The following is a 16,628-nucleotide window of genomic DNA, read 5'->3' as shown; positions in this document are numbered from 1 at the left end:
GTCCTATCTGATCCGGTAACTCCCCGAAGGCGGAGGGCTCTCGGGCGGCTGCTCGTCCGGATCCCGCCGGCGCGCGGCCCCGCGGTTCAGCAGCGTCTCCTTCAGGTACGCGCGGTTCATGAATCCGCCGGCCGCCAGCAGCACCGCCCCGAGCAACACGGCCACCGTGCCGAACCGCCACATGTCGCTGCCGATCAGCGCGGCCGACATGGCGGCCATCCCGGCTCCGATCAGCGCCTGCCCGTTCCGGCTCCGGTCGGCCCTCGCTCTCCGCCGGCGCTCGCGGAACCGGTGCAGCCCAGCGGGAACGAAGGCGTCGTAGACCACGGCGGCCGCGGCCAGCAGGACCAGGGCTCCCAGGATTATCGGGACGTACTCGAGGCGCATCATCTGAAGCTAGCGGCGCGCTCCCGCCGAAGGGCCGGGCTGCCGGAGTGATATTATTCCCGGATGCCCCACACACTCCCGGTCATCCGCGCCACCACGATTCTCTGCGTCCGCCGCAACGGCGAAGTCGCCGTGGGCGGCGACGGGCAGGTCACAATCGGCGAGACGGTCATGAAGTCGAACGCGCAGAAGGTGCGGCTCCTGCGCGGCGGCAAGCTCGTGGCCGGGTTCGCGGGCGCCGCGGCCGACGCGTTCACGCTGTTCGAGAAGTTCGAGGAGAAGCTCGAGCGGTATCCTACCAACCTCCAGCGCGCGGCGGTCGAGCTGGCCAAGGATTGGCGCAGCGACCGCGTGCTGCGCCGGCTCGAGGCGCTGCTCGCCGTGGCGGACGCGGACCACGGCTTCATCATCTCCGGCACCGGCGACATCATCGAGCCGGACGACGGCATTCTCGCGATCGGCTCGGGCGGGCCGTTCGCGCTCGCCGCGGCGCGCGCGCTGGTGGCGCACACCGATCTCCCCGCGCGCGAGATCGTGCGCAAGGCGCTGGAGATCTCCGGCGAGATCTGCATCTTCAGCAACACGAACATCACGGTCCTCGAGCCCACCTGATGGCGTCTCCCCGCACGCTTCAGGCGCTCGCGCGCCTGGCCGATCTGACGCCCAAGCTGATCGTCGCCGAACTCGACCGGTACATCGTGGGGCAGGACGAAGCCAAGAAGTCCGTGGCGATCGCGCTGCGCAATCGCTGGCGCCGGCAGCGCGCGCCCGACGCGATCCGCGAGGAGATCTCGCCCAACAACATCATCCTCGTCGGACCCACGGGCGTGGGCAAGACCGAGATCGCGCGGCGGCTGGCCAAGCTCGCGGGCGCGCCTTTCATAAAGGTAGAGGCCTCCAAGTTCACCGAGGTCGGTTACGTCGGCCGCGACGTCGAGTCCATGGTGCGCGATCTCGTCGAGAGCGCGATCGCGATGGTCCGCGCCGAGCGTGAGGAGGAAGTCGCGGACCTGGCGCAGGAGCGGGCGGAGGAGCGGATCCTCGATCTGCTGCTTCCGCCCCCGCCTTCGATCTCCAAGACCGCCGCCGAGCAGAAGGCCGAGAACGGGCCGCACGTATTTCTGGTGTCGACCCAGGGCGAGGCCGCGCAGGAGCTGGACCCGTCGCAGGAGCGGCACGCGCGCACGCGCGAGAAGCTCCGCAACCTGCTGCGCGAGGGAAAGATGGAGGACCGCGAGGTGACCGTCGAAGTCACGCAGCAGTCGCCGGTGATGTTCGACGTGATGGTGCCGCAGGGCGCGCCGGAGGGGATGGGCAACTTCTCCGAGATGTTGCAGGACATGCTCCCCAAGAAGAAGAAGAACCGCACGGTGAAGGTGTCCGAGGCGCGGCGGATTCTGCTGGAGCAGGAGCTGGAGAAGCTGATCGACAGCGACGATCTCACCGCCGACGCGCTCGAGCGCGTCGAGTCCATGGGGATCATCTTCCTCGACGAGATCGACAAGATCGCCGGGCAGCGCGGCGCGCAGGGCGGCCCCGACGTCTCCCGCGAGGGCGTGCAGCGCGATCTCCTTCCGATCGTGGAGGGCTCCAACGTGCAGACGCGCTACGGCATGGTGAAGACCGACCACGTGCTGTTCGTCGCGGCCGGCGCGTTCCACGTGTCGAAGCCGAGCGATCTGATTCCGGAGCTGCAGGGCCGGTTCCCGATCCGCGTCGAGCTCAAGCCGCTCACCGAAGCGGATTTCGTGCGCATCATGACCGAGCCCGAGAACGCGCTCACCAAGCAGTACGCGGCGCTGATCGCCGCCGACGGCGCCTCGCTCGAGTTCACCGAGGACGGGATCGCGGAAGTCGCGCGCACCGCGGCGCACGTGAACGAGCGGATGGAGAACATCGGCGCGCGGCGGCTGCACACGATCATGACGACGTTGCTCGAGGACGTGCTGTACGAGCTGCCTGACCGCGGCGACGCGCCGGTGAAGATCGACGCCGCCGCGGTGCGCGAGCGGCTGAAGACAATCGTCGAGGACGAAGACTTGCGGAGATACATCCTGTGACCGAGCGCATCCACCGCGACTTCCTCGCCATTACCGACTTCTCCGCCGCCGAGCTGGCGCAGCTGTTCGCGCTCGCCGACCGGATGCGCGCGGGCCACTACCGCGAGAAGCCGCTGAGCGGAAAGTCGCTCGCTATGATCTTCATGAAGGCCTCCACGCGCACGCGCGTGTCGTTCGAGGTCGGCACCTGGCAGCTCGGCGGGCACGGGCTCTTTCTCTCGCCGCGCGACGTACAGCTCGGCAGAGGCGAGCCGATCGCGGACACCGCGCGCGTGCTGTCGCGCTATGTGGACGGGATAATGATCCGCACGTTCGCGCACGCGGAGGTCGAGGAGCTGGCGAAGTTCGCCGACGTGCCGGTGATCAACGGCCTCACCGACCTGTCGCATCCGTGCCAGATCCTGGCGGACATTCTCACGGTGCGGCAGCACTTCGGCGACATCGCGGGGAAGAAGGTCGCGTGGATCGGCGACGGCAACAACATGGCCAACTCGTGGATCGAGGCCGCGGGCGTGCTCGGCTTCGCGCTCGTGCTTGCGTGCCCGGAGGGCTATGACCCGGACCCGGCGATTCTCGCGGCCGCGGGCGAGCACGCGCGCGTGGTGCGCGATCCCGCCGAGGCTGCCAGCGGCGCGCACGTCGTGAACACCGACGTGTGGGCGTCCATGGGACAGGAAGAGGAGCAGGCGGAGCGCGAGAAGGCGTTCGCGGGCTACAAGGTCGATTCCGCTCTGATGCAGCGCGCCGACAAGGAAGCGATTTTCCTGCATTGCCTCCCCGCGCACCGCGGCGAGGAAGTCGCGGCGGAGGTAATAGACGGGCCGCAGTCGCGCGTCTGGGACGAAGCCGAGAACCGGCTGCACGCGCAGAAGGCGATCATGGCCGTGCTGATGGGAGGAGAGCAGCTGATATGACGGAGCCCAGGGAGAATCCGCCGCCGGCGGACGCGCTAAAGGAAGGCGACGAGGCGCCGGACTTCACGGCGGACACGGACGAAGGAGTGCCGTTGGAGCTGAACACGCTCCGGGGGAAGCGCGTGGTCCTGTATTTCTATCCCAAGGACGACACGCCCGGTTGCACCATCGAGTCGTGCGAGCTGCGCGACGCGCATCCGAGCATCACCGCGGCCGACGCCGTAGTGCTCGGCATCAGTCCGGACTCCGCCGCGTCGCACCAGAAGTTCAAGCAGAAGTACGACCTGCCCTTCACGCTGATCGTGGACAAGGGCCACCACATCGCAGAGCGATACGGCGTGTGGAAGCCCAAGAAGTTCGCGGGCCGTGAGTTCCTCGGCGTGAAGCGCACGACGTTCATCATCGACCGCGACGGGCTGATCGCGAAGATCTTCCACGACGTAAAGCCGCGGGGGCACGCGGAGGAGATCGAGACCGCGCTGGCCGAGCTGCCATAGCCTGCGCGCGGCGGCTGGGGCGTGAAAATTCGCATCTCCGATTCGAAAACGGGACGTCGCATCGGCGAAACCACTCGCGCCAGCGCACGTACGGCGAGCATGCCACTCTTCCAAAAATGTGTCCTGGCGGCTGCGCTGTCTTTCAGTCCCGTGTCGAGCACCGCGCAACCGGCGCGCACCGCGGATACGGTGCACGCAGCCGAGTACAGGACTCTCGCCCACTCCGGGCCGGGGCGAAGGATCGCATTCAGCCCGGACGGCCGACTGCTCGCCACGACGAGTGTCGACGGCACCGTCAAGCTCTGGCGGATCCCTGAGGGATCCCTGGCCGCTACGCTGAACCATCCAGGCCCGGTCACCGCGGCTGTTTTCAGCCCGGACAACAGATCCGTCATCACCAGCGCATACGACGGGAACGTGCGCATCTGGCGTATTGCCGACGGTACACTGAGTCGAACGCTCATCGGTCATCGCGGAACGGCGTGGACCGTCGCCGTCACGCGCGACGGAAGCCGGATCGCCAGCGCCGGCGAGGACTCGGTCATCCGCATCTGGCGTGTCGCGGACGGCACGATCGAGCGCGTGCTGCGCGGACATCAGCGCAACGTGTGGTCGGTCGCATTCACGCCCGACGGCCGCACGCTCGCGTCGGGCAGCTTCGATCACTCGGTACGCCTGTGGGACGTCACCACCGGGACCGCCCGTCGTGCTCTGATCGGACACACACAAGCTGTGGTCGGCATTGCGGTGAGCGCGGACGGAAGATGGCTCGCCACCGGAAGCGATGACGCATCGATCAAGCTTTGGCGGCTCGATACCGGGCAGCTCGTGCGCACGCTCACCGGTGGGACCGACCACGTCTATTCCGTCGCCTTCAGTCCCGATGGGCGGTGGCTTGCGAGCGCGGGGCGCGGACAGGGAGCGCTCGCCACGCTCTGGAAGCAGCTCATCGGTCCACGCCGGTCTCCGCGCGGAAGAACCGTGCGTCTCTGGCGCATGCGCGATGGAAAGCTGCTGCAGGTGCTCACCGGGCATGCGGATGATGTCTTTTCCGTCGCCTTCAGCCCCGACGGCCGATGGCTCGCGACCAGCAGCGAGGACGGCTCGGCCAAGCTCTGGCAGCTACGCCCCTAGCACGATCACCGGGACGAATTCCACAGCCCGGATCGGCATAGTCCCCGCCGAAATGGCAGAAATGGCCTAGACCCACGGGGTTACGTGGGGGATATTTGGACTAATGGCCTCCCCAACCCCCGGCGCGCCCACTCCGCCGCCCCCGAACGCCCTCGACACACCGCCGACCAACCGGCCCGCTCCGGAACCGATCCGCACCCCGTTCTACGACATTCATGTGGCGCTAGGCGCCAAAATGGTCCCGTTCGCGGGCTACGTGATGCCGATCCAGTACGCGGCCGGGATCACCGCCGAGCACAAGGCGGTGCGCACCGCGTGCGGCCTGTTCGACGTCAGCCACATGGGCGAGTTCATCGTCCGCGGCAAGGATGCGTGCGATTTTCTGAACTACGTCACGACGAACGACGTTGGCGCGCTCGAGGTCGGCCAGGTGCAGTACTCCACGATCCTGAACGAGCGCGGCACGATCGAGGACGACTGCCTGGTGTACCGCGCAGAGGATCACTACATGATGGTCGTCAACGCGTCGAACGCGGCGAAGGATCTCGCGCACATCGGCAAGTACAGCGCGTCGTTCGAGTGCGTGATAGAGGACATCAGCGACGCGACCGCGCTGCTCGCCCTCCAGGGCCCGCGCGCGGCGGAGGTCCTCGCGCCGCTCACCGACGCCGACCTGTCGAAGATCAAGTACTACTGGTTCGACAAGTGCACCGTCGGCGGCGTGCGGCACGTCACGGTCTCGCGCACCGGCTACACCGGCGAGGACGGCTTCGAGCTGTACTTCCGCGATGAGCACGGACCCGCGATCTGGGACGCGCTGATGAAAACGGGCGCTGTCACGCCCGCGGGGCTCGGCGCGCGCGACACGCTGCGGCTCGAGATGGGCATGGCGCTGTACGGCAACGATATCGACGACACCGTCACTCCGCTCGAGGCCAACCTCGGCTGGCTCGTCAAGCTGAAGAAGGATGACTTCGTGGGGCGCGACGCGCTGCTCAAGCAAAAGAGCGCCGGCATCCCGCGCAAGCTCGCGGGCTTCACGCTGCACGACCGCGTCGTCGCGCGGCACGGCTATCCCGTGTTCTACGAGGGCGCGCAGGTGGACGTCGTGCGCAGTGGCACCATGAGCCCCACTCTCAACGTTCCGATCGCCACCGCCTATCTCCCGCCCGACGGCGCCGCCGAGGGATCGAAGGTCGAAGTCGAGATCCGCGGGCGGCGCGTAGACGGCACCGTGCAGAAGCTGCCGTTCTACAAGCACGCTTCGCACCTCTAGCGCTCCGGTCGTGCGCGTCGCCGTCCTCACGATCTCCACCTCCCGCGCCGCGGGCACCGGCGCCGACACTTCCGGCGACGCCATCGTCGACTGGATCAACGCCGGCAAGCACACGCTCGCCGCGCGCGAGCTCGTGTCCGACGACGGCGCGGCGATCATCGCCCGTCTCGTGGAGTGGTGCGACTCCGACAGCGCCGACCTGATTCTCACGACCGGCGGCACCGGCCTCAGCCCCACGGACGTAACGCCGGAAGCGACACGCGTGGTGATCGAGCGCGAAGCGCCCGGCATCGCCGAGCGCATCCGATCACTGTCACTCGAGAATTTCCCACGTGCGGCACTCTCCCGGGGTCTGTCAGGCGCGCGCAACAGGACTTTGATCGTGAATCTCCCGGGCTCGCCCAACGGTGTCCGCGATGCGCTGTCCGCGCTCGACCCGATCGTCGTCCACGCGTGCGACGTCCTCCGCGGTTCCGCCGTCCACGACCGTTCCTGATGACCGCCGTTTGGGAGGGGAGGGAAACGTGTCGGGATGTCCTCCAAGGTCGCGTCTTAGCGAGCGTAGTTTGCTCGCGTAGCGACCACTGGAGGACATCCCGACACGTTTCCCGGGTTTGCTCGCGTAGGGCTCACTTGGCGACACACCGACCCGCAGCCTGCGCGCGACGATGAAGGTCCTCATAACTCTCGCGGACGTGGAAACCGCAGTCCGCCTGAACGCGCTGCTGGAAGAGAGCGACGTCGAGACCGCGCTGGTGTCGCCGATGGACGACATGGCGAGGGAGATAGAGCGGGAAAAGCCCGACCTCATCGTGTTCACGGGCGGGCTCGCCGAGCCCATGAACCTGCACATCGCCAAGGAGCAGCTCTGGAGCGGCGTCGCCGTGATCGGCCTCGCCGACATCGCCGACCGCAACCTGGAGAACCGCCTCCGCGCCGCCGGCTTCTCGGCCGTGTACACCAAGCCCATCTCCCCCGACGAGCTGTTCGGCGTCGTGCGCCGGCACCTCGACCGGGTGCGGCTCGCGAGCGAGACCGGGCTGTACGGCGAGTCCGAGGCGATCCGCGAAGTGCTGGTGAAGGTCGAGCAGATGGCGCCGGTCACGAGCACGGTCCTGATCGAGGGCGAGAGCGGCACCGGGAAGGAGCTCGTCGCGCGCGCCATTCACCGGCTGAGCCCGCGCCGGTCCAAGCCGTTTATCGCCGTCAACGTGAGCGCGCTCCCGGAGACTCTGCTCGAGAGCGAGCTGTTCGGTCACGAGAAGGGCGCGTTCACCGGCGCCGCCGAGCGCAGGATCGGCCGGTTCGAGCTGGCGAACACCGGGACGCTGTTCCTGGACGAGATCGGCGACATGCCCGTCGCCACGCAGGTCAAGCTTCTCCGCGTGCTGGAGGAGCGCGAGATCACCCGGCTCGGCGGGACCGCGACGATTCCCGTCAACGTGCGCGTCGTGAGCGCCACCAACCAGCCGCTGCGGCAGCGGGTGGAGGAGGGGCTGTTCCGCCCGGACCTCTATTACCGGCTGAACGTGCTGAGCATCTACCTGCCTCCGCTGCGGGAGCGGCGGGAGGACGTCGTGCTGTTGGTCAGGCGGTTCATCCGCGAGTTCTCCGAGCGGCACGACCGGCCGTTCCACGGCATCTCGGCGGAGGCGATGCAGCTGCTGGTCGAGTATCCGTGGCCCGGGAACGTGCGGGAGCTGCGGAACCTGATCGAGAGCATGGTGGTGCTGGCTCCCGGCCGGGAGGTCGGACCGCAGGACATCCCCCGGCAGATCCGGGAGGGCGGCGTCGCCCGGTTCCTGCCGGTCCACGTGGGTCCGGTCATGCGCGATACCGAGGCGGCGCACGGTCGGGAGCTCGAGTTCATCCTGCGGAGCCTGGTCGAGCTCAAGCTCCAGATGGAGGAGCTGCGCCGGCGGGTGGACGACCAGGGCGACGGCGGGCTGCGCGAGATCGCCGGGCCGGAGCGCTTTCACCGGATCGCGAGCGCCATCGAGCCGCAGGACCAGCCTCCGCCGCCCAACGCCGTGACGATCGAGCCGGGGATGACCATGGCCGAGATCGAGCGGGCGGCGATCGAGGCGGCTCTCAAGGAGACTCGCGGCAACCGCCGGCGGGCGGCGCAGATGCTCGGCATCGGCGAGCGGACGATGTATCGCAAACTGCGAGATTACGGTCTCGTCGCCGTCGAATCCGAGCTGAGCTGAGGCGGTTTCGGGCCGGATTTTTCTTGCACTACAGCCAGTGGAACCGCATATTGGGTTGCGGTTGCGCGTGCGCGAAAAGAACTTTGCGGCGCGCTTTTTTGTGAGGCCTTTCTCCACCTGCGGGTGATCCCGTTACGACGAGTTTCTTGACCTCTCCACAGTCACCGATCGCCGGCAGTGTACTGCCTTTGAAGCGGGCCGAGGATCTAATCTCGACGCTTCCGGGGGTGATTTCCGCGCGGATCGTCGCCGGGGACACCGGCGCCGTCAACGAGATCCACGTGCTGACGACGGCCGAGTATCCGGCCAAGCAGACCGTGCGGAACATCGAAAGCGCGCTGATCGCGCATCTGGGGATGCGGGTGGACCACCGGAAGGTGTCGGTGGCGATCACGAGCGAGACCGGCCGGCCGGAATCATCTGTCTCCAAGGTGACAGAAACACAAGAAATCCCTAGCCGGATTTCGGCCTGGCGGCATATTTACTTCGAGGACGTGGAGGTTCGCGGGTCCCGGGCGAAGGGTACGACCTGCCGGGTGACTTTGCGGAAGGGTACGGACGCTTTTGTGGGGGAGGCCGAGGGGGTCGAGAGCGAGCGGTCGCGGGTCGAGCTGGCCGCGCGGGCGACGTTGCTGGCGATCTCGCGGGCCTACGGCGACAAGAAGCTGGTGTTCGAGGGTGTGAAGATCATCGACATCTTCGAGCGGACGATCGTGGTGGCGGGTGTAACGGCGCATGTGGGCCGGGATAACAGGATATTGACGGGGACTTGCGAGGTTAGGGAGAGCGCGGAGACAGCGAGCGTTCTGGCGGTCCTGGACGCGACGAACCGTTGGCTGGAATATCAGAGGTAGAGCTTTGGATAACGTGTGGGCTCGGCGGTGTGAGCCCGTGACCTTCAAGAGTCGAGACGACTAGAGGAAAAAGGAACCCCCGACCCCGGTACGAGCGGAGTACGAGCGAGGCGAGGCCAAGCGTTAAGAGCGGAGCCAACCGAGACAGCATACGACAGCGAGCGCTGCGTATGACTACCCTTTGGGAGGTGACGCGAAGTGAGTTTTCTGGCTGAGCTTATAGGCGGGTTTTTCGCCGCAGCTTTTCGAGATTTCATGGTTTGGGGCTGATCGGGGCGGGGGTTCTTCACCGTTTATGAAGCGTATCAACGTTTACGTATCCGCCGTCGCCGCGTTGGGCGCGATGTTCGCTGCGCTTGTGTATCAGCTGGGTCCGGTTGCCAGGCCGGACACGATCCAAGCAGCGATAAGTTTTGCGGTGCTAGGCGTAGTCTTTCAGCTGGTTGGATATCGCAAACCAGCAAAAGGCGCCGTCGGCTCGATAGCGTTTCTTCCGCTTCTTGCTGCGATCGTTCTCAGCCCGAATTGGGCGACATTGGCCGCGATCGGTGCGGGAATGGCCTTGTGCGAGCTTTTCGTTCGACGGAGCCCCATTAAGGCCATTTTTAACATTTCGCAGTCGATCCTTTCGGCGGCGATTTCAGTGTTGGTCTACCAAGCTCTCGGTGGGGTCTCCCTCCTGACCGATGCGTCTGCGTCGGTCCTCGCTGTGGCCGTAGCACTCCCCGTATTCCTCATCGTTAACACGGTAGCGCTATACGGGGCAGTTTCACTCAGCACGGGTACATCGTTCTGGACCCTTATTGCGGCGCACAATCCGACTGAAATTCTTTACGACTTACTCGCGCTTCCTTTCGTATTCGTATTTGCTTGGTTCTATACTCAGTTCGGTCCTGCTGGCGTGGGTATGCTGGCGATCCCGCTGTTCGGCGTGCGAGAGTTGTACAAGACTAACATGCAATTGCAGCGCACGAACCGCGAGCTACTCGACATGATGGTAGCCGCGATCGAAGCCCGGGATCCGTATACGTCAGGACATTCAAGGCGAGTCGCGGCGAACACGCGTGTGATAGCCGAAATGTTGGGGCTGGGTAGAAAGGAGGTTGAGCGGATTTATGTCGCCGCTCTTCTACACGATGTTGGGAAGATTCACGAAGTCTTCGGTCCGATCTTGAGCAAGCCCGGCAAGCTTACGGCAGATGAGTTTGCAGTTATGAAAACCCATTCTGGCCTCGGTGCAGAACTCATTCAGCGGCTCACAGATCTACAAGATTGCGTGTTGCCGGTGCTGCACCATCATGAAAATTGGGATGGCACAGGCTACCCCCACGGCATCGCGGGGGAGCGAATCCCGCTCTGGTCGCGAATCATAATGTTCGCGGATACCGCCGATGCCATGATGTCGGATAGGCCGTATCGAGCTGCCCTGTCACCCGCGCAAGTCCGAGCAGAGTTCATGCGGCTCAAGGGCAAGCAGTTCGATCCTTACGTTTGCGAGATCCTGCTCGAAAGCCCGGCGTTCGACCAGCTATTCGTCAACGCTCCGCCGCGAGAGGTGTCCAAAGTAGCGGGTCGCGCTACTCCCGCGCGCCCGGTGTCATTAGCGGTCTAGGCCAGATTCAATAGCTCGACTTCGTGCGCTAGAGATGGTGGAAGAGGCCCGCGCTCTCTTCTCTTGTACGTAACATATTGCGTGAGCATCCGTACGGCGCTTACCTGCTCTCCGATCGCCCGCAGGCCTTGGTAAGTCGCGAGGGCGCAGAAGTCTTGCTGACCCAGGTCACAATACTGTTCGAAGTCTCGATGTAGCGCCTCGACTAGATCGCGCTCCACGCACCTTTTCGAGGTTATCTGTGCCAAGCATCGAATGGAGGCGACGGTTTGCCGTGTCCGGAAATTGATGCAATGTGAGACGTCGGACCAGATAGAGAGAAAATGTTCGACTGCCTCGGTCTCTTCGCGATGTAATCCGATCCGCGCGGCGATGTAGGAAAAGTGGTCCGTTACAATCCTTTCGTCGCGGGCGTTCACATAGTTTGTCGCCTGCGCATGCCAACGTTCTGCTCCTGCGAAGTCTTCTTCTTGCAGAGCTATCAGACCCAACTGAAGTGATGCGAAGGCAGCGACGTTGTCCATCCGGTGCTCTATAGCGAAAGCAAGGTTCTGTTTGCAGAGGAGTTTGGATTCTTCAATAAGGCCGAAGCGTTGATAGCACATTGTGACATTGCACCGCGCGCGAGTTAGCGAGGCTGGCTCCCCAATCTTGCCTTCAAGCGCCAGCAAATCCTTCGCGTGTTTCAGCGCTAAGTCGCCGTTTCCGAAATCGGCATGATAGATCATCCGAATGTGCGCGACCAGAGCCTCCTGACGGTCGGCAGCTTCGAGTTCTTCCACAATCCGATAAAACGCTTGAGCGTGGTCTCTGCGCCCTTGCTCAGAGCATCGGATCATACCAATGCGAACTGCTCCTAACCGGTACTCTGGAAGCTTCGATTGATCACTGGCGAAGCTAACCAGCCATTCAAGACCTTGCTCCTCCCGAATACGTAGGCGCCAGTCAACTTCCACTCGGAGCAAGTCCACATAGTCACGGAGAGAATCAGGGTGGTGTTCCTTGGTGAGAAGCGTTACGAAATCGCGAAGTTGCTCCTTAAGCCGGGACCATTTACCAGCCGTTCGTAGACTGGCGGCAAGTTCTTGCATTGTCTGCAAACGTTCCTCAACCGTTACGCATATAGCCAAGGCCTTTTCGTATAGCTCAATTGATTGATCTGATTGCCCTACCGAATGGAGATGATTAGCGCATAAGCGTACCGTTGCGAGTGCGTACTCCGTTTCCCCTGCGCACTGCCAATGCTCCGCGCAGTCCCACATCAACGCCGCTGTATGCTTTTCGTTTATTTCCGCCTCGAGTACGGTCGCGACCTGCCGGTGGACCAACTTCAACGTCGCGCCGCCGAGACGCGTGAGGGCTGCAGTCGCTAGGAGGTCATGTTTGACAGCGACGCCTGGCTTGTCCGATGCGAGCATCGCTGCACTGGAGAGCTCCTCGATCGCATCGAGTAGCACGTGGTTCTGATAACCCGTGGCCTTCTCCAGCCGCGCGAAGCTGGAATGCTTTCCGAAGGCCGCGCACAGCTGTAACACCCGCAGCGCGAGCGAACTGAGTCTGTTTAGCCTCGCTTCGATCAGCTCGGCCAAAGAGCGCGGCACCCCGAAGACCTGCTGCGTCTCGACCCAGTGCCGCACCAGCTCGCGGAGGTAGAACGGATTTCCCTCGGCCGCGGCCACGGACCATTCTCGAACGCCGTCCGGCAGCGGATTGGCATCGTCGGCTGCAAGCTTGTCGATTAGCGTAACGGAGTCGACGTCAGCAAGCGGCAACAGGTGATGTGCGTGAAAGCCGCGATCCGGATGCGCGACCTTAGTCTCCGTCGCGTGAGCGGTGCGCGACGTCATGAGAATCAGCAGCGTCCGCGTCGTGCTCCACTCGACCATCGCGCTCAGAATAGCCCAGGACGGTTCGTCCAACCAATGCACGTCCTCGATCACCATCACGAGCATCCCTTCGTCGGCGACGGCGTCTACCAGGTCGAAAACCGCGCGCCGAATGGTCGCCGCAAGAAACGCGGCGTCACCGGCCTCCTGCGGCGGAAACGAGTCGCCCTTGTTTCGATCCGTCAGGCGTTGCAGCAGCGATAGAGTCTGCGCGGAACAGCCGAGCGCGCCCGGCAGCGTTTTCAGCATCGGCACAAAGTCGGCGAAAGCGGACAGCGGCCGGCCGGCATCCGTGGGATGGCACTTGGTCGACACGATCTGCGCATCGTCCAAGCCAGCCACCTGCGTCAGCTCCTGCACCAGCCGCGACTTGCCGATTCCCGGCTCACCCCAGATCAGCGCGGCGGAGCCGGCGCCGCGCTTTGCCTCGCGCAACAGCCCGAGCAGCAGCTCCATGCTCGCCGTACGCCCGATGAAATGCTCCTCGCTGATCATGGCGTACCGCTGGTCGGTCAAGCGCTCGGCGATCCGGGTGCGCAGGATCTTCGCGGGGAGGCCGATCGTGCCGACCTGGGTGCCGAGCGCCTCCATGTAGCTGTCGAGAATGGAGAGAGCCTCGCGCTTCGAGCCGCGCATCACCGCGCATTCGGCGTGCGCCATCACGGCTTCCTCGTTGTACGGATCGAGCCGCAGACATTCGGTCGCCAGCTCGTCTATCTCAGCCCAGTCGCCGCGACTGCGGGCCTGCTGCATCCGCGCGAGAAAGTGCCGCTGCACCGTGGCGTGTACCCGGGAGCGGTGCGTCTCGACCCAGTCGAGAAAGCGGTCGGAGATTCGGGGCGCGTAATGCGGCAGGAATTCCAGACTCTGCCCGATGCGAATCGTGTCGGGCGACGCAAGCGTGTCGAAGTCCGTATGTGCCGCCGCCCTGTCGAGCAGCAGCGTACCGTTCTCGCCGGTGATCGGCAGCCCGCATTCGCGCAGCCGCAACAGCGCCTGGCGGAAGCGCTGCCGCGCGCGCTTCTCGTCCCGGACGTTCGGCCAGATGAGATCGACTAGCGCCTGCCGCGGAATTCTCTTGCCGCGCTCGACGATCATGTACAGGGCGATAGCGAACAGGTAGGGCTGCTCCGGCCCGATCCGGGTATCACCTACCTCGATTGCGCTCTGTCCTAGTGCCTTGAGACGAACCATTCCTGCTCCGCCGCGGATGCCGCCTGGACGCTACTGGAGTCCGTCAGTCTGGCGTCACATTGGCGTTTGGAGGCCCTGACCGCAAGCCGAGGGACGCTCCAGCCCGGGCGAGGCCACAAAAAACTCCGCTCGAGGCGGAGTCTGTTTGCCTGGCAGGGAAAAACGCAAGTCGTGCTATTGCTGCACGAACGCGACCCTGGTCTCCATCGGATGATTGTTGCTCCGCAGCACCGCGACCGCCGTGTACTCGCCCTTCGGCAACTGCCGCTTCGCCTTGTTGTGGTACGTCACGCTGCCGGTCGAGCGGAGCAGGCGGGTCTGCAGCGCGGAGGTGAACATCCGCCCCTCGCTCCACCGCCACACTTCGTGTCCTTCGGAATCGAGCACGAAGAAGTCGTGCGTGAATCCGTCGGCGAAGAGCAGCTCCAGCGTGCGCTTGCTGTTGTTCGTCACGCGCAACGCGAGATCGATCTCTCCACCCGCGCGAACTTCCAGCACGCTGCCCAGCGGTTTTCCAGCGGTGATGTGTTGGCGCGACACTCGTGAATCGGCTTGCGTCTGACTCCACGGTCCGCATGCGAACGCGAGAGTCGCTGCTGCTGCGATTGGAATGACGAGCTTGATATCCACGATACAGACCCGATGTAAACGCCGCGGCCGACTTGCTGCTCACGTTTCTGTGAGCGGGCGAACTTATCTACAGAAAGGACGACGCGCAATAGAAAATGCTACATCTAAATCCCTGTGCTGCATCGACTTGGAAAATCATCTTTGTGACTACCAACATTGGGCGGTCAAAATGTCCTGTAGCTTGAGAAAAATTTCACAAGCGATAAATTCACCTCGCGGAAACACCAATGCGTCGCATTTGCTGAGGGGAGCGTGAGCGCGAAAATGCCCGGCGGCGACGATCGATTAGGTGAGGAAAAGGAAGCTCCGGCAACCAGCGGCTATGCTGCTGCGGGACTTCAGTTTGCGGTCGCGCTCATCCTGTTCGCGCTGGGCGGCGACTGGCTCGACGACAGGTTCGGAACAGGGCCCCTGTTCCTCCTGCTGGGCGTGTTCGGCGGCGGTGCCGCAGCGTTCTACGGCATGTACCGGAAATTGATGGCGCCCCACGGCAAGAAGCCCGAAAAGAGATGAGCCGCACCGTCCACGACACCTCCACCTGCGTCGCAATCACGATGCTCGCCAGCGTAAAATGTCGCCCGTTCTGAAGCGGTCCCTCCGGTTCCTAGCCGCGGCGACCGGGCTGATCGCACTCATCGCGCTCGTCATGCTGCTGGTTTTTCCGGGCGCCGAGAACATGCGCGCGATAGCGATCAGCGCCGCGCTGGCGCTGGCCGTTCAGCTCGCGTCGTTCCTGATCCTGCACGCGATGCGCGGGCAGGGCGTGATGATCGGCTGGGGACTCGGCTCGCTCCTTCGGTTCGCGGCGCTCATCACCTACGGCTTCCTCGCCGCGGGGACGCTCGGCCTCCCGCTCGCGGCCGCGCTCTTCAGCCTGGCTGCGTTTCTGTTCGCCACAAGCATCCTCGAACCGGTTATGCTGGAGCGATGATGCGGCGACGCTTTCTTCTCGCGGCCACGGCGATGCTCGGCGCTCTGTTCGCGCCCGCTGCGGCCGCGCAGGACCACGCGGCCCCGCCTGCCGCCCTCACGCAGGACGAGGCGGTCCAGCATGCGACGAACGTCCCCGAGCGCGTGGACATCATCACGCCGCACATCACGGACTCGCATTCACTCGAGATGCCGTGCTTCGAGCCCGGCTGGGCGTGCCACTACGAGCTGCCACGATGGAAGCCGATTCACATCGGCGGCCTGACACTCGACCTCTCGCCGACCAAGCACGTGGTCTTTCTCTGGATAGCCGCGGTGCTCTGCCTCGTCGTGCTGATCGGCGGCGCGCGCGCGCACGGTGGATCGAAGCCGGACGAGTCCCCGCGCGGCTTTTCGAACGTGATCGAGGCGGTCGTCCTGTACCTGCGCAACGAAGTCGTCCTTCCAAACGTCGGACCGCACGGGGATCGCTACGTGCCGTTCGTGCTGACGCTCTTTTTCTTCATCCTCTTCGTGAACCTGTTGGGGATGCTGCCGTACGGGTCGACGGCCACCGGCAACATCAACGTCACGGCGGTCTTGGCGTTCATCACGTTCATCGTGGTCGAAGTCGCGGGAATGCGCGCACTCGGCAAGAAGTACATCAACACGATCGTGTTTTGGCCGCACGACATGCCGCTCGCCCTCAAGCTCCCGATGACGTTCATCATGACGCCGGTCGAGCTGTTTGGAAAATTCACCAAGCCCATCGCGCTCGCCATCCGGTTGTTCGCGAACATGACGGCCGGTCACGTGATGGTGCTGGCGTTGATCGGAATGATCTTTACGTTCGGCGCGACGTTCATCGGCTTGGCGGTGTTCCCGTTCATCATGGTGGTCGCGATCATGCTGCTCGAGCTGTTCGTGGCCTTTTTACAGGCTTTCATCTTCGCCCTGCTTTCGGCCGTCTTTATCGGCCAGATCAGAGAAGCAGCACACTAGAGTTGTTCCTAGTCACTAGTCACTAGTCACTAGTCACTAGTCACTAGTCACTAGTCACTAGTC

The 16,628-nt window shown here is 64.2% G+C and carries 16 protein-coding genes; 13 read left to right on the top strand and 3 right to left on the bottom strand.

What is annotated here, in order from left to right; genetic code table 11:
• Positions 1–3: 3 nt before the first annotated feature.
• On the bottom strand, positions 4–387 hold the full coding sequence (locus tag WEA80_07685) for a hypothetical protein (protein ID MEX1186456.1): 384 nt from the start codon (positions 385–387) through the stop codon (positions 4–6).
• A gap of 63 nt (positions 388–450) precedes the next feature.
• Between WEA80_07685 and hslV the strand changes: the two genes are divergently transcribed.
• The 10 genes from hslV to WEA80_07635 all read left to right on the top strand — a co-directional run bounded on the left by hslV (position 451) and on the right by WEA80_07635 (position 10,944).
• A complete protein-coding gene (hslV, locus tag WEA80_07680; GenBank protein ID MEX1186455.1) occupies positions 451–999 on the top strand; it encodes an ATP-dependent protease subunit HslV in 549 nt (182 codons plus the stop codon).
• Positions 999–2,447: an ATP-dependent protease ATPase subunit HslU gene (gene hslU / locus WEA80_07675; GenBank protein ID MEX1186454.1), complete on the top strand. Its 1,449-nt coding sequence runs from the start codon at positions 999–1,001 to the stop codon at positions 2,445–2,447. Before hslV ends, hslU begins: the two co-directional genes overlap by 1 nt.
• A complete protein-coding gene (gene argF / locus WEA80_07670) occupies positions 2,444–3,361 on the top strand; it encodes an ornithine carbamoyltransferase (protein ID MEX1186453.1) in 918 nt (305 codons plus the stop codon). Before hslU ends, argF begins: the two co-directional genes overlap by 4 nt.
• Entirely contained in the window at positions 3,358–3,858 is a 501-nt protein-coding gene (gene bcp, locus WEA80_07665) for a thioredoxin-dependent thiol peroxidase (GenBank protein ID MEX1186452.1), read from the top strand. The genes argF and bcp overlap by 4 nt, the downstream gene beginning before the upstream one ends.
• 99 nt (positions 3,859–3,957) lie before the next feature.
• Positions 3,958–4,992: a WD40 repeat domain-containing protein gene (locus WEA80_07660; GenBank protein ID MEX1186451.1), complete on the top strand. Its 1,035-nt coding sequence runs from the start codon at positions 3,958–3,960 to the stop codon at positions 4,990–4,992.
• 103 nt (positions 4,993–5,095) lie between these two features.
• Positions 5,096–6,268: a glycine cleavage system aminomethyltransferase GcvT gene (gcvT, locus tag WEA80_07655; GenBank protein MEX1186450.1), complete on the top strand. Its 1,173-nt coding sequence runs from the start codon at positions 5,096–5,098 to the stop codon at positions 6,266–6,268.
• 10 nt (positions 6,269–6,278) lie between these two features.
• A complete protein-coding gene (locus WEA80_07650; protein MEX1186449.1) occupies positions 6,279–6,764 on the top strand; it encodes a MogA/MoaB family molybdenum cofactor biosynthesis protein in 486 nt (161 codons plus the stop codon).
• A 172-nt stretch (positions 6,765–6,936) separates the two neighbouring features.
• A complete protein-coding gene (locus WEA80_07645) occupies positions 6,937–8,478 on the top strand; it encodes a sigma-54 dependent transcriptional regulator (GenBank protein MEX1186448.1) in 1,542 nt (513 codons plus the stop codon).
• Positions 8,479–8,705: 227 nt separating this feature from the next.
• The gene (locus WEA80_07640) at positions 8,706–9,332 is read left to right on the top strand and encodes a hypothetical protein (protein ID MEX1186447.1); all 627 of its coding nucleotides are present in this window, start codon (positions 8,706–8,708) and stop codon (positions 9,330–9,332) included.
• Between the two features lie 295 nt (positions 9,333–9,627).
• On the top strand, positions 9,628–10,944 hold the full coding sequence (locus WEA80_07635) for an HD domain-containing phosphohydrolase (protein MEX1186446.1): 1,317 nt from the start codon (positions 9,628–9,630) through the stop codon (positions 10,942–10,944).
• Here the strand turns inward: WEA80_07635 and WEA80_07630 are convergent.
• Positions 10,941–14,024 (bottom strand): AAA family ATPase, encoded by a 3,084-nt coding sequence (locus WEA80_07630; GenBank protein ID MEX1186445.1) that lies wholly within the window; start codon positions 14,022–14,024, stop codon positions 10,941–10,943. The two genes, WEA80_07635 and WEA80_07630, sit on opposite strands and share 4 nt — an antisense overlap.
• A 174-nt stretch (positions 14,025–14,198) precedes the next feature.
• Positions 14,199–14,564, bottom strand: a complete 366-nt coding sequence (locus WEA80_07625; GenBank protein MEX1186444.1) for a BsuPI-related putative proteinase inhibitor — start codon at positions 14,562–14,564, stop codon at positions 14,199–14,201.
• Positions 14,565–14,906: 342 nt separating this feature from the next.
• Between WEA80_07625 and WEA80_07620 the strand changes: the two genes are divergently transcribed.
• The 3 genes from WEA80_07620 to atpB are packed head-to-tail and all read left to right on the top strand — an operon-like array spanning position 14,907 to position 16,565.
• Positions 14,907–15,167, top strand: coding sequence for an AtpZ/AtpI family protein (locus WEA80_07620; GenBank protein ID MEX1186443.1), 261 nt, complete (start codon positions 14,907–14,909; stop codon positions 15,165–15,167).
• Between the two features lie 58 nt (positions 15,168–15,225).
• Complete coding sequence (locus WEA80_07615; GenBank protein MEX1186442.1) at positions 15,226–15,585, top strand: hypothetical protein; 360 nt, start codon at positions 15,226–15,228, stop codon at positions 15,583–15,585.
• Positions 15,582–16,565 carry a F0F1 ATP synthase subunit A gene (atpB, locus tag WEA80_07610; GenBank protein MEX1186441.1) on the top strand — a complete coding sequence of 328 codons (984 nt, stop codon included), beginning with the start codon at positions 15,582–15,584 and terminating at the stop codon, positions 16,563–16,565. The genes WEA80_07615 and atpB overlap by 4 nt, the downstream gene beginning before the upstream one ends.
• Positions 16,566–16,628: the final 63 nt, after the last annotated feature.

The sequence above is a fragment of the Gemmatimonadaceae bacterium genome, from assembly GCA_040882285.1.
Lineage (GTDB): Bacteria > Gemmatimonadota > Gemmatimonadetes > Gemmatimonadales > Gemmatimonadaceae > JACDCY01.
The sequence above is the reverse complement of the archived record's forward strand: the minus strand, read 5'-3'. Positions and strand labels throughout refer to the sequence as shown.

Excerpts from the sequence above, each read along its gene's own strand:
- hslU (MEX1186454.1), top strand. The coding sequence starts at position 999 with ATGGCGTCTCCCCGCACGCTTCAGGCGCTCGCGCGCCTGGCCGATCTG.
- WEA80_07635 (MEX1186446.1), top strand. The coding sequence starts at position 9,628 with ATGAAGCGTATCAACGTTTACGTATCCGCCGTCGCCGCGTTGGGCGCG.
- WEA80_07685 (MEX1186456.1), bottom strand. The coding sequence starts at position 387 with ATGCGCCTCGAGTACGTCCCGATAATCCTGGGAGCCCTGGTCCTGCTG.
- WEA80_07660 (MEX1186451.1), top strand. The coding sequence starts at position 3,958 with ATGCCACTCTTCCAAAAATGTGTCCTGGCGGCTGCGCTGTCTTTCAGT.
- WEA80_07630 (MEX1186445.1), bottom strand. The coding sequence starts at position 14,024 with ATGGTTCGTCTCAAGGCACTAGGACAGAGCGCAATCGAGGTAGGTGAT.
- atpB (MEX1186441.1), top strand. The coding sequence starts at position 15,582 with ATGATGCGGCGACGCTTTCTTCTCGCGGCCACGGCGATGCTCGGCGCT.
- WEA80_07645 (MEX1186448.1), top strand. The coding sequence starts at position 6,937 with ATGAAGGTCCTCATAACTCTCGCGGACGTGGAAACCGCAGTCCGCCTG.
- bcp (MEX1186452.1), top strand. The coding sequence starts at position 3,358 with ATGACGGAGCCCAGGGAGAATCCGCCGCCGGCGGACGCGCTAAAGGAA.
- WEA80_07615 (MEX1186442.1), top strand. The coding sequence starts at position 15,226 with ATGTCGCCCGTTCTGAAGCGGTCCCTCCGGTTCCTAGCCGCGGCGACC.
- gcvT (MEX1186450.1), top strand. The coding sequence starts at position 5,096 with ATGGCCTCCCCAACCCCCGGCGCGCCCACTCCGCCGCCCCCGAACGCC.
- hslV (MEX1186455.1), top strand. The coding sequence starts at position 451 with ATGCCCCACACACTCCCGGTCATCCGCGCCACCACGATTCTCTGCGTC.